This is a genomic window from Paraburkholderia sp. CI3, from assembly GCF_050436505.1.
GTDB lineage: Bacteria > Pseudomonadota > Gammaproteobacteria > Burkholderiales > Burkholderiaceae > Paraburkholderia > Paraburkholderia tuberum.
Genome location: NZ_JBNDMI010000004.1, coordinates 2,136,046 through 2,149,946 on the forward strand (window position 1 = coordinate 2,136,046; position 13,901 = coordinate 2,149,946).

Sequence of the window (13,901 nt, forward strand, 5' to 3'; positions counted from 1 at the left end):
TTCATATGGAAATCGGACAATACCAACCGAATCTCGACGGCGACGGACTGCGCATCGGCATCGTCCAGGCGCGCTTTAACGAACCCGTCTGCAACGGCCTCGCCGACTCCTGCATCGAAGAACTCGAACGCCTCGGCGTGACCGGCGAAGACGTGCTGCTCGTCACGGTGCCGGGCGCGCTGGAAATCCCGCTCGCGCTGCAAAAGCTCGCGGAAAGCGCGCAATTCGACGCGCTGATCGCGCTCGGCGCGGTGATCCGCGGCGAGACCTATCACTTCGAGCTGGTTTCGAACGAAAGCGGCGCGGGCATCACGCGCATCGGCCTCGACTTCGGCATTCCGGTCGCGAACGCGGTGCTGACCACCGAGAACGACGAGCAAGCCGTCGCGCGCATGACCGAGAAGGGTCGCGACGCCGCGCGCGTGGCTGTCGAAATGGCGAACCTCGCGGTCGCGCTCGAGCAGCTCGGCGGCGATGACGACGAAGATGAAGACGAAGACGACGAGGAAGAGGCATGAAGAGCGCACGCCGACGCTCCCGCGAACTGGCCACGCAGGGGCTTTACCAGTGGCTGCTGTCGGGCTCGCCCGGCGATGAGATCGACGCGCAACTACGCGGCGCGCAAGGTTACGACAAGGCCGATCACGAGCACCTGGACGCGATCCTGCATGGCGTGATGCGCGATTCCGAAGCACTTTCCGCCGCGATCGCGCCGTGCCTCGACCGTCCGATCGATCAACTGTCGCCGGTCGAACGCGCGGTGCTGCTGGTCGCCGCGTTCGAACTGAAGAATCACGTCGACATTCCGTATCGCGTGGTCATCAACGAAGCGGTCGAGCTGACCAAGACGTTCGGCGGCTCGGACGGCTACAAGTACGTGAACGGCGTGCTCGACAAGCTCTCGGCGCAACTGCGCGCCACCGAGACGCAGGCGGCTCGCAAGAGCTGAGCGCGGCGCCGGTGGGGCCATGCCGCGCATCGGCTCCCTGCCACGTCGCACTGCACAGGGCGAAGCACCTCGATCGCCCGCAAGGACGGCGCTGCGCGCATCGATGAACGCATCATTTGATGGGTAGGCGCCGTCCTGCTTCTGAACTGGACTGACCGTATGAACTCCGTGACCGAACCTCTCGTGCGGCTTGCCGCGCGCGTCGACGCCATCCAGCCTTTCTACGTGATGGAACTGGCCAAGGAGGCCGTGCTGCTCGAACGCGCGGGGCGCGACATCATTCACATGGGCATCGGCGAGCCGGATTTCACGGCGCCCGAGCCGGTCATCGAGGCGGCCGCGAGCGCGCTGCGCCGCGGCGTCACGCAATACACGAGCGCGCTCGGCGTGCACGCGCTGCGCGATGCGATTTCCGCGCATTACGCCGAGTTCTACGGCATCGACGTCGATCCGGCGCGGATCGTGGTGACCGCGGGCGCATCGGCCGCGCTCTTGCTGGCGTGCGCGGCGCTCGTCGATCGCGACGACGAAGTATTGATGCCCGACCCGTGCTATCCGTGCAACCGCCATTTCGTGATCGCCGCCGAAGGCAAGCCGGTGATGGTGCCGAGCGGGCCGGCCGAGCGCTTCCAGCTGACCGCCGCCGACGTCGAACGCCTGTGGGGCGAACGCACCCGCGGCGTGCTGCTCGCGTCGCCGTCGAATCCGACCGGCACGTCGATCGAGCCGGCCGAACTCGAGCGCATCGTCAAGGCCGTGCGCGCGCGCGGCGGCTTCTCGATCGTCGACGAGATCTACCAGGGCCTCAGCTACGACGCCAAGCCGGTGTCGGCGCTGTCGTTCGGCGACGACGTGGTCACCGTCAACAGCTTCTCGAAGTACTTCAACATGACCGGCTGGCGCCTCGGCTGGCTCGTCGTGCCGCCCGCGCTGGTCAGCGCGTTCGAAAAGCTCGCGCAGAACCTGTTCATCTGCGCGTCGGCGCTCGCGCAGCACGCGGCGCTCGCCTGTTTCGAGCCGGCGACGATCGCGATCTACGAAGCGCGGCGCCTCGAATTCAAGCGACGCCGCGACTTCATCGCGCCGGCGCTCGAATCGCTCGGCTTCTCCGTGCCGGTGATGCCGGACGGCGCGTTCTACGTGTACGCGGACTGCCGTGGCGTCGCGCATCCGGCGGCCGGCGACAGCGCGGCGCTCACGAAGGCGATGCTGCACGATGCCGGGGTCGTGCTGGTGCCGGGCATGGACTTCGGCACGCACGCGCCGAAGGACTACATCCGGCTGTCGTATGCGACTGCGTATCCAAAGCTCGAAGAGGCGGTCGAGCGGCTGGCAAAGCTGTTCGGGCGGCATTGACGCATCGGGATTGATTCGGCAGCAACCGGCCTGCCAGACGCAAAAAAGGACACCCGAGGGTGTCCTTGTTTTCATGCGGCACGGCAACGTCTAACTCAAGCCCCCAGCTCCGACGCCGACGCCACGTGGCGCGTCGTCGAATTGGCGCTCGCATCGTCCTGATCGGCCGGCTGCGTGTGCACCGCCGACGTCGCCGGGCTCAGCGCGTGACCGCCTTGCAGCGTCACCTGAACGCGCTTGCCGTTGCCACCACTCGTCGCCGCGGCTGGCGCCGGCGTGGCCGACGCGGTCAGCACCGGAGCTTGCGGCGCATTGATCGGCACCTTACGGCCGCGCGCGACGTCGCGCAGACGACCGCGCTCGGCCATCACCTTCGCGCCGTACCCGCCGTCATCCGGCGCGGTCGAGCCGACGTACAGACGCAGGCCGCCCGGCAGCGAGCCGCCACGCGCGATGCAATCCTTCAGCACGAGCGCGCCGACCTTGATGTTCGCGAGCGGTTCGAGCGCCGCGCTTTGGCCGCCGAAATACTGGAATTTGTCCGAATGCACCTTCGACATCACCTGCATCAGGCCCTGCGCGCCGACGCCGCTCTCGGCGTACGGATTGAAGCCCGATTCGATCGCCATCACTGACAGCAGCAGCAGCGGATCGAGGCCGACTTCGCGGCCGGTGTCGAACGCGGCTTTGACGAGCTCGCCGACGGGCTCCTGAGCGACGCGATAACGCCGCGCGAGGTACGACGCGACGAGGTCCTGCTCGTGGCTCGACACGAGCACGCGGTCATCGCGTGCATCGGCGGACACGCGCTGCTGCGGAATCAGACGTGCGAGCGCGCTGACGCCCTGCATCGTGCGCGGATCGAGGCCGTTGAGCGCGGCGGCGCTCGTGCCCGACGTGCCGGCGCCGTCGAACGCGCCGTCGAAGCCGGTGGTGGCCGCGGTGAGGGTCATGCTGCCGTCGTTCGAGCCATCGGTGGGACTCGGCGTGGTCAGCATGTTCGGCGAATTGGCCGACAGCGATTCGTCGGAGGATGCGTCGGCGTTTCTGGTCGGTCCGATGGCGGGCAGCGGATTGCCTTGCAGCAGGCGGGCGGGGCCCGCTTGCACGGCGGCGGAAATGACCGGCATCAGACGCGCGGCGAGCGCGCCGCGCCAGGTCGGCATCAGCCACAGTGCGAGAGCCAGCACCACGGCGATCCCGCCGACAATGCTGAATAGGTGATGACTCAGTCGCGTCCCGCTGCGCAGCGCACCGCGCACAACCTGCGCAATACGCTCATCGGGACGCCACGATAACCAGGCGTTCATTCAGATCTCCCATCTTGCATGATCCGCGAACTCCGCCGGGACAAATCAAGCGGTACGGCGCGCTCGCAGAGTCAAGACATCGCGTGCTCTCTGGTTGGGCAGCAGCGACGTCGGGAAAACGGCAACATATACCGTTTTGGGAGCCATCTCAAAAACAGCCCACACATACTCGATGTGTATCGGGCTTGGCTCCCACGCGAAAAACCAGCGTTGGTGGACGCTGGTGAGGGACTTCAATAATGCCGTTCTACCCTGCAGGGAAGCAAAACGGTGACGCGTTGCGTCTGAGGACCGGGGGCGACGGTAAAAAGGTTAACGCCCTGCAACCAATGTGGACGGATTCTATGCACGGTTTTATAGATCGTCAACACTATAGAATATAAGAATTATAACTATTTGTAATTATGAACAGTGTTCAGTCACCCGAGAACCGCGCTCAATGCGCGTTTCGGGCGATCCGACCCTGGCTGTTTGGACCAGGCCATTTGGTTGATCTACGTGCGGTGGCTAACGCAGGTAAAATCGACAATCGTTTTTTGCGTCAGATAGGTACCAACGCCGTTCCTCCTGCCTCCCCGTCCTATGCGCCGTGCATGCGGCCCTGAACCGTCACAGATGAAATACAAAGACTTACGCGATTTCATCGGCCGCCTCGAGGCGATCGGTGAACTGTGCCGAATTTCGCAAAAAGTGTCGCCGAATCTCGAAATGACCGAACTTTGCGACCGTGTGCTCCGCGCGGGCGGCCCGGCTCTGTTGTTCGAGAACACCGAGCGGCACGCGTTCCCGGTGCTCGGCAATCTGTTCGGCACGCCGCGCCGCGTCGCGCTTGGCATGGGCATCGATGCCGAAGCGGGCGCGGGCGACCAGGCGGCGCTCGAATCGCTGCGCGATGTCGGTCGGCTACTCTCCGCGTTGAAGGAACCCGAGCCGCCGAAAGGGCTCAAGGACGCCGGCAAGCTGCTGTCGCTAGCGAAGGCCGTGTGGGACATGGCGCCGAAGACGGTCAACGCACCGCCCTGCCAGGAAATCGTCTGGGAAGGCAATGACGTCGACCTTGCCAGATTGCCCATTCAGACCTGCTGGCCCGGCGATGCCGGGCCGTTGATCACCTGGGGTCTGACCGTCACGAAAGGGCCGAACAAGAGTCGACAAAACCTGGGTATCTATCGCCAGCAACTGATCGGGCGTAACAAGCTGATCATGCGCTGGCTGGCGCATCGCGGCGGCGCGCTCGATTTTCGTGAGTTCGCGCTTAAAAATCCCGGCAAGCCGTATCCGGTGGCCGTCGTGCTCGGTGCGGACCCGGCGACGATTCTCGGCGCGGTCACGCCGGTACCCGACACGCTGTCCGAATACCAGTTCGCCGGCCTGCTGCGCGGCGGGCGCACCGAGCTCGCGAAATGCGTCACACCGGGCGTCGACGGTCTGCAGGTCCCCGCGCGCGCCGAGATCGTGCTCGAGGGCTTCATCTATCCGCAGGAAGGCGCGCCCTCGCCCGCCCCGGCCGGCGCACCGCCACGTCCGTCGAAGGGTGCGTCGGCCACGTACGAACACGCGCTCGAAGGCCCGTATGGCGATCACACCGGCTACTACAACGAACAGGAGTGGTTCCCGGTCTTCACGGTCGAGCGCATCACGATGCGCCGCGACGCGATCTATCACTCCACCTACACCGGCAGACCGCCCGACGAGCCGGCGGTGCTCGGCGTCGCGCTGAACGAAGTGTTCGTACCGCTGCTGCAGAAGCAGTTCACCGAGATCACGGACTTCTATCTGCCGCCCGAAGGCTGCAGTTACCGCATGGCGATCGTGCAAATGAAGAAGAGCTACCCCGGCCACGCGAAACGCGTGATGTTCGGCGTGTGGAGCTTCCTGCGGCAGTTCATGTATACGAAGTTCATCGTCGTCGTCGATGAGGACGTCAATATCCGGGACTGGAAGGAAGTGATCTGGGCGATCACCACGCGAGTGGACCCGACGCGCGACACGGTGCTCGTCGACCGCACGCCGATCGACTATCTCGATTTCGCGTCGCCGGTAGCCGGCCTCGGCTCGAAGATGGGGCTCGACGCAACCAACAAGTGGCCGGGCGAAACCGACCGCGAATGGGGCCGCCCGATCGTGATGGACGACGCGGTCAAACAGCGTATCGATAGCTTGTGGAACGAGTTGGGCCTCGGCCTGTAACGCGCGCGGGACAACACAATCAATAACGGATGGAGCGCTCGCGCGGATGCACGTTTTTTCAATGATGTCGGACGGCTTTTTTCTGTCCTTGTCGCTGTGCCTCGATATCGGTCTCGTCAACGTCGCGATCATTTCGCTGACGCTGTCGCACGGCTTTCGGCCGGGCTTCTGGCTCGGCCTCGGCTCGTGCGTCGGCGATCTCATTTACGCGACGCTCGCGCTCGCCGGCATGGCCGCGCTGCTGCAGTTCGAATCGGTGCGCTGGGTCGTATGGATCGGCGGCGCGGCGACACTCCTGTTTCTCACCTGGAAGATGGCGCGTGAAGCGATGTTCCCGGCCACAGCGCAAGCTGTTGCCGGCGAAGGCGACGCGGCTGCGCCGTATCAGTCGGCATGGCGCGGGTTTCTGCGCGGCGTGCTGCTCGCGGTGTCGTCGCCGTCGGCGATCCTGTGGTTCGCAGCAGTCGGCGGCGCGCTGATCGCGAAGGCCGGCGCAACGAGCCCGACAACCGCGCTGATCTTCCTCGGCGGATTCTTTCTGGGCGGCCTGTGCTGGACGCTTTTCATCTGCGGGCTCGGCAGCCAGGGACGCAAGCGCGCGGGCGCCGGTCTGCTGCGCGCGTGTCACGTTCTGTCGGCGCTGCTGTTCGCCTATTTCTCATACAGCGTGATCGTCAACGGGTATCGCGATCTGATCGTGCAGAGCACCGCGCAAGTGGCAAGCTGAAGCGGCTCGCGAACAAAAAAACGGCTCGCATCGGCGAGCCGTTTTTCTTCATGCGACTCGACGTGAGCCGCTCATGCGAGGTACTGCGCGAGCTTCGGCAGATCGACATTGCCACCGCTCACCACCACGCCGACGCGCTTGCCCTTCACCGGCACGACGCGGTTCAGCACCGCCGCCGCCGCGAGACAACCAGTCGGTTCGACGACGATCTTCATGCGCTGCGCGAAAAAGCGCATCGTCTCGATCAGTTGCGCATCGCTGACCGTTTCGATTCGCGCGACCAGCTGGCGGATGACCGCGAACGTGTAGTGGCCCAGATGGGTCGAGGCGGCGCCATCGGCAATCGTGCGCGGCGCGTCGATATGAACAATCTCGCCGCGTGCGAGCGACTGCTGGCCGTCGTTGCCCGCCTCGGGCTCGATGCCGATCACCGTGCAGGCAGGGCTCAGCGCGGCCGCCGACAATGCGCTGCCGCTGATCAACCCGCCGCCGCCAAGGCACACGAACAACATGTCGAGCGGGCCGGTTTCGTCGATCAGTTCTTTGACCGCGGTGCCCTGCCCGGCGATCACGTGCGGATGATCGTACGGCGGGATCAGCGTCATGCCGCGCTCTTCGGCGAGCCGGCGGCCGATTTCCTCGCGATTTTCCTTGTAGCGGTCGTAGGTGATCACTTCGCCGCCGTAGCCTTTGGTCGCGGCGACCTTGGCCTCGGGTGCGTCGTGCGGCATCACGATCGTCGCGTGAATGCCGGCGAGGCGCGCCGACAGCGCGATCGCCTGCGCGTGATTGCCCGACGAATAGGTCAGCACGCCCGCCTTGCGCTGCTCCGCGTCGAAATGCGAAATCGCGTTGTACGCGCCGCGGAACTTGAACGCGCCCATGCGCTGGAAGTTTTCGCACTTGAAGAACACCGACGCGCCAGTGCGCTCGTCGAACGTGCTCGATGTCAGAACGGGGGTGCGGTGCGCGACACCTTCGAGACGCGCGGCGGCGTCGAGGACGTCATCGAAGGTGGGAGCGGGAAGCGCTTGCATCGGCGAAACTCTCCTGGAGCGGTGGCGAAGCAGCCATTCTCCCAGCTTCCTCGATGCTTTGGAACGCCGCTCGCGCGAGCGCGCGACACCAGCCAGGAACGCCGCGGAAAGCAAAAACCAGCGACACAAAAAGAAACGACGTAACCCGGCACAAGCCGGCGTTACGCCGTCGACGTTCCCACGCGCGTCAAGCGCGCCCGCACTTCTTAATGACGATAGTACGAGTGCCCGTAACCGCGATAGTAGCCACGGTAGCCGTGGTAGTAGCCACGATAGTAAGGGCGGCCATAGCCGTAATAGCCTCCGACCACCACCGGAGCCGGTGCGAACACAACCGGCGGCGCGTACACCGGCGGAGGCGGCGGGGCGTAATAAACAGGCGGCGGCGCCGCATAGACCGGATAGGCCGGCGCGATCGGCACCCCAAGGCCGATACCGACGGAAACACCTGCCTCAGCGGCGCCGGTAAGTCCCAAGCCGAGTGCGGCTGCAACGACAAACGGAACGATCTTTTTCACTTCTATTCTCCTAGCGCGGCCTGCCAAGGTCGCCGACTGCGCATGCCTCGCATGCTGTGAAATCAATGTATCTAAAAAGCCCCGGCCGAAATGTTCACATTTGTTGCAAATTGCAAGGGCAAGCCGAAGCGTTTTGCCGAGCGCGGCGCGAGCGCGCCTACGCGCCGCCGCGACCAAAGCGAAATCAGCCGGGAATCAAGGGGTTGCACGCGGGCGACGGGCCGCGCGTCACAGGTCTGATCGAGCGCAGGGGTTTGAGTTCGCGCATCGGTAATCTTTAATTACAAATTCGCTTCAATCCTGACAGCCGGAAGAAAATTCCCAACAAAAAAATGCCCAGCTCAATTGCTCGAGGCCGGGCATTTTGTCACCTGCGAAGACCGCGCGACTAGCCGACCTTCACGTATACGAATTCGCGGGACACGTTGGGCGGCACGTATGCGCCGCTGATCCGCACGCGCGGCGTAAGGCGCTTTTTCTGATCCCACCAGCGACGGCGCTGGGCGCGCGTCAGGAACCGCAAGTGCTTTCGGTAAGAAAAAATACTCATCTCGACCCTCCCGAATTTCTGACTGCGAACGAAGTACGTAAAATACGACTGCCGAACCGGCTCATCGACCACTGTTCCTGTCATGTACGATTGTGAGCAGTTTTCACAACCGTGGGCGTCACGCCACCCGATGACCAACCGTTGGCGCCATATCGCCCGCAAACTCATCCGACGACCGCTGTCGAACCGTGCAAGGGGCCGGATCGCGGTCGCGCTTCGCCGGATGCGAGATACTGCTGCTTTCCCGTTCACACGATCCGTCTGGAGCAGGTGACCATGTCCCAGTCTTCCTTGCCGCGCGTCGGCTTCATCGGCGCGGGGCGGCTCGCGCGTTGTCTCGCGCTCGCGTTTGCGCGCGCCGGCTATCCGGTCACCGCGGTGGCGAGCCGCTCGGCCGATTCCGCGCGCCGGCTCGCCGCCCAGATCGCACACTGCGCGGCCACTGACGACCCGCAACAGGCCGTCGACGCCGCCGATATCGTTTTTTTAGCCGTTCCTGACGACAGCATCGGTACGACAGCGCACACACTCCGCTTTGGAGGCAATGCGGCAAGCCACCCCGGCAAAGCGCTCGTGCACTGCAGCGGCGCCTCGCCGGTCGAACTGCTCGCGCCAGCGCGCGATCAGGGCGCGGCGATCGGCGGCTTTCATCCGTTGTATCTATTTAGCGGCGAGCTCGCCGATCTCGAGCGTATCGTCGGCTGCTCGGTGACGATCGAAGCCGACGGCGAACTGAAGGAGACGCTGAACGCGCTCGCGCTCGCGCTGCGCTGCCATCCGCTGTCGATTCCGCCGGGCGGCCGCATGCTGTATCACGCCGCCGCGCACTACGCGGCGAGCTTCGCGCTCTGCAGCCTAGCCGAATGCGTGGCGTTGTGGCGCACGCTTGGCTTCGCCGAAGACGACGCGCTGCGCGCGCTGCTGCCGATGCTCGCCGGCACGATCGAAACCGCGCGCGACAAAGGCCTGCCGAACGCGCTCGCGGGGCCGGTATCGCGCGGCGATACGGGTGTCGTCGAGAAGCAGCTCGCGCTGCTCGAAGGCTTTGGCGGCGACCATGCCGCGCTGTATGGTCTGCTGACGCGCCGCGCGGTCAACCTCGCCCGACGTCGCGCAACGCCGGCCGCGACGATTGAAGCGATCTCCGAAGCTGTGGAAGAATCGCTGGGCCGCTCGCTGAATCAGGCCGCGGCAGGTGCAAGGGTCAAGTAAGCCGTGATAATGTGACGTCCGGCACGCCGGGCGAACCACGCGACGACCCGCGCCGCGCTTCGGGACCAACAGACGAGAACGCACAATGATCAAGGTCAGCATCCTCTACCCGTACCGGGAAAACGGCCGCTTCGACATGGACTACTACTGCGCGACCCATATGCCGCTCGCGGCGAAGCTGTTCGGGCCGGCGCTGAAAGGCTGGTCGGTCGACGCGGGCCTGAACGCCGGGCCGCCCGGCACGCCACCGCCTTACGTGGCCGCGGGACACTTCCTGTTCGATAGCGCGGACGACTTCTATAAAGTGTTCAAGCCCGCGTCCGAGCAACTATTAGCGGATATCCCGAACTACACCGACGGCGGCAACGGCACAACCCTGATCAGCGAGGTCCGGATTTCCGTGTGATGCCGGACAGACAGCCATCGGGAGGCGGCGCGCAATGACGTCGAACCTCCGGTTGGCTAACCGGGTAATTCCAGAAAACCGCCGGCACGCACCGATCGGGCGACGCCGGCAGCCCGCGGCCGGTCGGCGGCCGTCATCAGAAGCATAAGGACACGAGATGTTTGGCGATATCGCCCGTTTTCTGCTCAATACCGTTTTCACGCTGTGTTTGGCGCCGCGCTGCTGTTGCGCGCGTGGCTGCAGGTTGTGCGCCTGCCGCCGTACAACCCGGTCTCGAACGCCGTGCTGCAGGCGACCAACTGGATCGTGCTGCCGCTGCGGCGCATCCTGCCGAGCACGCGCAACATCGACTGGGCGAGCGTGGTCGCAACGCTGATCGCCGCGATCATCTACGTCGTCCTGATGATCGTGCTGACGGGCGCGGATCCGCTGACGCTCGTGCCGACGCTGCTGATCGTCGCGGTGCTCACCGCGATCAAGTGGGCGCTCAATCTGATCATCTGGATGACGATCCTGATGGCGCTGCTGTCGTGGCTCAATCCGCGTTCGCCCGCGATGCCGATTCTGTATCAGCTGACCGCGCCGTTTCTGAATCCGTTGCGCCGCGTGCTGCCGAAATTCGGCGGCATCGATCTGTCGCCGATCCTGCTGTTCGTGATCGTGCAGGTGCTGCAGATGGTCGTCACGCGCGCGGCGGTTCAGCTGACTTATTTTGTGATCTGAGCTGATTGCGCGGGAAAGTTGGGCTGACGCGCGGCGGCCGCTTGAGTCGGCGCGGCTTCTACACGGCTGCCGCGAAACCGCGGCTCTCCCCCGTCCGGAACACCGACACCGTCTGCCTCATCTTGCGCGCCTGCGTCTCGAGCGATTGCGCGGCCGCCGCGGCCTGTTCGACGAGCGCCGCGTTCCGCTGCGTGGTCTCGTCCATCTGCGTGACGGCCTGGCCGACCTGGTGAATGCTGCGGTTCTGCTCTTCGGAGGCCGTTGCGATCTCACTGACGATATCCGACACGCGATGAATCGCGGCCTTGATATCCGCCATCGTCGTGCTGACTTCGGCTGCCTGCTGCGTGCCGCCTTCGATGATCGCGACCGACGTCGTGATCATCTCCTTGATCTCCTTGGCCGCGCTCGCCGAGCGCTGCGCGAGGTTGCGCACCTCGCTCGCGACCACCGCGAAACCGCGCCCCTGCTCGCCCGCGCGCGCGGCCTCGACCGCCGCGTTCAACGCGAGAATATTGGTTTGGAACGCAATGCCCTCGATCACGCCGGTGATCTCCGAGATTTTCGTCGAACTGCCGCTGATATCACCGATGGTGCGCACCATGCCCTCGACGGCAGTGTTGCCGGTGTTGGCGACCTGTGCAGCCTCAGTCGCGAGCGCGCTCGCGTTGCGCGCGTTGTCGCTGTTGCGGGTGACGGTCTGCGTCAATTCCGACATGCTGGCCGCGGTCTGTTCGAGCGAAGCGGCCTGCTCTTCGGTGCGAGCGGACAGATCGATGTTGCCGCTCGCGATCTGCTGCGAAGCGATGCTGACCGACTCGGCGCTTTCGCGAATCGAACCGATCGTCGCCGCGAGACGCTCCTGCATGTGCGCGACCGCGCGCAAGATACTGCCGTCGTCGGCGGCGCCGGTGTGCAGTCGCTGGCTCAAGTCGCCGCCCGCGATCTGCTCGACGACCTTCGCGACTTCGGCCGGTTCGCCGCCGATCTGCCGCACGACCGCGCGCGTCACCAGCAGCCCCAGGCCGATCGCAACCGCGACGCCGACGACCGCGCAGCTCGCGATCCACCACGTCACCGAGCGAACCATCTCGACGCCGTTCGCGACACGTTGCCTGGCCAACTCATCCCGCACGTCGGACAGCTTGATCATCAGCGTGCGCAGCTTGACGTGCAGCGGGTCGGTGGTCGATTTGAGCTCGGCGAGCGCGCCGGTCTGATCGCCCTGATCGGCCAGCGCCATCACCTTCGCGACCGAACTCATATAGGCCGGATAGGCGGCGTCGAAGTCGCTCAGCAATTGCTTCTGCGCGTCGGTGGTCGCATGCTTGCGCTCGTAGTCGAATGCCGACAGGATCGCTGCTTCACCGCCGTGATTCAGGCGCACCGTATCGGCGCGGCCTGTCGGCTCCGGATTCAGGATGTACGAATAGAGGCGCCGGAAGTGCGAAGCCGCCTGCCACGCGGCGGTGCCGTCGTCGCGCACAGGCACGAATTCGCGGTCGTACATTTCGGTTTGCATCGTCGCGACTTCGCGCACCTTCAGCACACCGACCGTGCCGACGATGGCCGTTACGAACGCGCACAGCATCAACGAGCCGACAAGCTTCTGGCTCAGTTTCAGATTGGAAAGCCACTGCATCTTGGGAGAATCTCTTGATCGGGATGGGAAGCGCCGGGTTCGTGCCGGCTTGCGGGTGCGCAAGCGCACGGTGTTGGGCAGTATCCGGATTAACGGCAGGCGCAGACAAAGTCTGAAGGCTCGCGCCGTTCGAACCGCAGAAGCGAAAAGACGGGTCGGCTGCTCGTGCGCGCGAGCCATACCCCTGCCCAAACGGCCCAAAAGCCTGTAAAATCGCGAGTTCTGCGGGCGTCGTATAATGGTAATACCCTAGCTTCCCAAGCTAGAGCCGTGGGTTCGATTCCCATCGCCCGCTCCACTTTCCCGCTGAGTGTTCAGCGGAATCCAGCAAGAGCCGCCTCCCTGAAGGCGGCTTTTTTGTAGTGGCAACGGCCCGGCACAGCGCGCAAGCCGCGCAGCCCTCACCCTTGCAGCAGCATCGACGATGATCCACGATCCAAACGACTCCGGTCTCCCGGACGACGCCCCGCCCCCCATGAGCGCAACCGACCAGCCCGCTGGCAACGAGACGAACGACGTCGACGGCACGCCGGGTGCAACGCCGGCAGACACGCTTCATCACCGCCGCATCCGCAGCTTCGTCACGCGCGCAGGTCGCGTGTCGACCGGCCAGCGCCGCGCGCTCGATGAGTTCGGCCCGCGCTTCGTCGTGCCCTATGCACCACAACAACCCGACTGGACCGGCGTGTTCGGCCGCGAAGCGCCGCGCGTGCTGGAGATCGGCTTCGGCATGGGCGCCACCACCGCGGAGATCGCCGCGCAACGTCCCGACGACGACTTCCTGGGCGTCGAAGTCCACGAGCCCGGCGTCGGCGCGTTGCTGAAGCTGATCGGCGAGCAGTCGCTGACGAACATCCGCATCATCCAGCACGACGCGGTCGAAGTGCTCCAGCACATGATCGCGCCCGACAGCCTCGACGGCGTGCACATCTTTTTCCCCGACCCGTGGCACAAGGTGCGCCATCACAAGCGCCGGCTGATCCAGCCGAAGTTCGTCGCGCTGCTCGTGTCGCGTCTGAAGCCGGATGCGTATCTGCATTGCGCGACCGACTGGCAGAACTACGCCGAACAGATGCTCGAAGTGCTCGGCGCCGATCCGCTGCTCGAAAACACCGCCGACACCTACGCGCCGCGGCCCGACTATCGTCCGGTGACGAAGTTCGAACGGCGTGGCCTGCAGCTCGGCCACGGCGTGTGGGACCTCGTGTTCCGCAAGCGCGGCGCCGCGTGACGCGACGAGACGGCAAGCCAACGAAAAAAGGTCCGCACATACGCGGACCT

General features: G+C 64.9%; 13 protein-coding genes, 1 tRNA gene and 1 pseudogene. 10 read left to right on the plus strand and 5 right to left on the minus strand.

Annotated elements, in window-relative coordinates; translation table 11 throughout:
* The first annotated feature begins 5 nt into the window (after nt 1-5).
* From ribH to OKW29_RS31230, 3 genes are all read left to right on the plus strand, one after another.
* Nucleotides 6-518, plus strand: coding sequence for a 6,7-dimethyl-8-ribityllumazine synthase (gene ribH / locus OKW29_RS31220; RefSeq protein ID WP_013090228.1), 513 nt, complete (start codon nt 6-8; stop codon nt 516-518).
* Nucleotides 515-949 (plus strand): transcription antitermination factor NusB, encoded by a 435-nt coding sequence (nusB, locus tag OKW29_RS31225; RefSeq protein WP_187614105.1) that lies wholly within the window; start codon nt 515-517, stop codon nt 947-949. Before ribH ends, nusB begins: the two co-directional genes overlap by 4 nt.
* A 159-nt stretch (nt 950-1,108) precedes the next feature.
* A complete protein-coding gene (locus tag OKW29_RS31230) occupies nt 1,109-2,305 on the plus strand; it encodes a pyridoxal phosphate-dependent aminotransferase (RefSeq protein WP_429293759.1) in 1,197 nt (398 codons plus the stop codon).
* Between the two features lie 95 nt (nt 2,306-2,400).
* Here OKW29_RS31230 and OKW29_RS31235 read toward each other — a convergent pair whose 3' ends face one another.
* The gene (locus OKW29_RS31235) at nt 2,401-3,615 is read right to left on the minus strand and encodes a transglycosylase SLT domain-containing protein (RefSeq protein ID WP_429293760.1); all 1,215 of its coding nucleotides are present in this window, start codon (nt 3,613-3,615) and stop codon (nt 2,401-2,403) included.
* A 615-nt stretch (nt 3,616-4,230) separates the two neighbouring features.
* Here OKW29_RS31235 and OKW29_RS31240 point away from each other — a divergent pair.
* Nucleotides 4,231-5,805, plus strand: a complete 1,575-nt coding sequence (locus OKW29_RS31240; RefSeq protein WP_429293761.1) for a UbiD family decarboxylase — start codon at nt 4,231-4,233, stop codon at nt 5,803-5,805.
* Nucleotides 5,806-5,851: 46 nt separating this feature from the next.
* Nucleotides 5,852-6,532, plus strand: coding sequence for a LysE family translocator (locus tag OKW29_RS31245; RefSeq protein ID WP_429293762.1), 681 nt, complete (start codon nt 5,852-5,854; stop codon nt 6,530-6,532).
* 71 nt (nt 6,533-6,603) lie between these two features.
* Here OKW29_RS31245 and OKW29_RS31250 read toward each other — a convergent pair whose 3' ends face one another.
* The 3 genes from OKW29_RS31250 to OKW29_RS31260 form a co-directional block, all read right to left on the minus strand.
* Entirely contained in the window at nt 6,604-7,569 is a 966-nt protein-coding gene (locus OKW29_RS31250; RefSeq protein ID WP_429293763.1) for a threo-3-hydroxy-L-aspartate ammonia-lyase, read from the minus strand.
* Between the two features lie 206 nt (nt 7,570-7,775).
* On the minus strand, nt 7,776-8,087 hold the full coding sequence (locus tag OKW29_RS31255) for a hypothetical protein (RefSeq protein WP_429293764.1): 312 nt from the start codon (nt 8,085-8,087) through the stop codon (nt 7,776-7,778).
* Nucleotides 8,088-8,475: 388 nt separating this feature from the next.
* Nucleotides 8,476-8,637: a hypothetical protein gene (locus OKW29_RS31260; protein ID WP_167368604.1), complete on the minus strand. Its 162-nt coding sequence runs from the start codon at nt 8,635-8,637 to the stop codon at nt 8,476-8,478.
* 276 nt (nt 8,638-8,913) lie between these two features.
* Between OKW29_RS31260 and OKW29_RS31265 the strand changes: the two genes are divergently transcribed.
* The 3 genes and pseudogenes from OKW29_RS31265 (at nt 8,914) to OKW29_RS31275 (ending at nt 10,978) form a co-directional block, all read left to right on the plus strand.
* The gene (locus OKW29_RS31265; RefSeq protein ID WP_429293765.1) at nt 8,914-9,849 is read left to right on the plus strand and encodes a Rossmann-like and DUF2520 domain-containing protein; all 936 of its coding nucleotides are present in this window, start codon (nt 8,914-8,916) and stop codon (nt 9,847-9,849) included.
* Between the two features lie 85 nt (nt 9,850-9,934).
* Nucleotides 9,935-10,255 (plus strand): EthD family reductase, encoded by a 321-nt coding sequence (locus OKW29_RS31270; RefSeq protein WP_429293766.1) that lies wholly within the window; start codon nt 9,935-9,937, stop codon nt 10,253-10,255.
* A 157-nt stretch (nt 10,256-10,412) separates the two neighbouring features.
* A pseudogene (locus OKW29_RS31275) lies at nt 10,413-10,978 on the plus strand (YggT family protein).
* A 58-nt stretch (nt 10,979-11,036) separates the two neighbouring features.
* Here OKW29_RS31275 and OKW29_RS31280 read toward each other — a convergent pair.
* On the minus strand, nt 11,037-12,620 hold the full coding sequence (locus tag OKW29_RS31280) for a methyl-accepting chemotaxis protein (protein WP_429293767.1): 1,584 nt from the start codon (nt 12,618-12,620) through the stop codon (nt 11,037-11,039).
* A 224-nt stretch (nt 12,621-12,844) separates the two neighbouring features.
* On the opposite strand from OKW29_RS31280, the gene OKW29_RS31285 reads away from it, so the two are divergent.
* Together OKW29_RS31285 and trmB are read left to right on the plus strand one after the other, a co-directional pair.
* A tRNA-Gly gene (locus OKW29_RS31285) sits at nt 12,845-12,918 on the plus strand.
* A gap of 126 nt (nt 12,919-13,044) precedes the next feature.
* Nucleotides 13,045-13,851: a tRNA (guanosine(46)-N7)-methyltransferase TrmB gene (gene trmB / locus OKW29_RS31290; RefSeq protein WP_429293768.1), complete on the plus strand. Its 807-nt coding sequence runs from the start codon at nt 13,045-13,047 to the stop codon at nt 13,849-13,851.
* Nucleotides 13,852-13,901 lie beyond the last annotated feature (50 nt).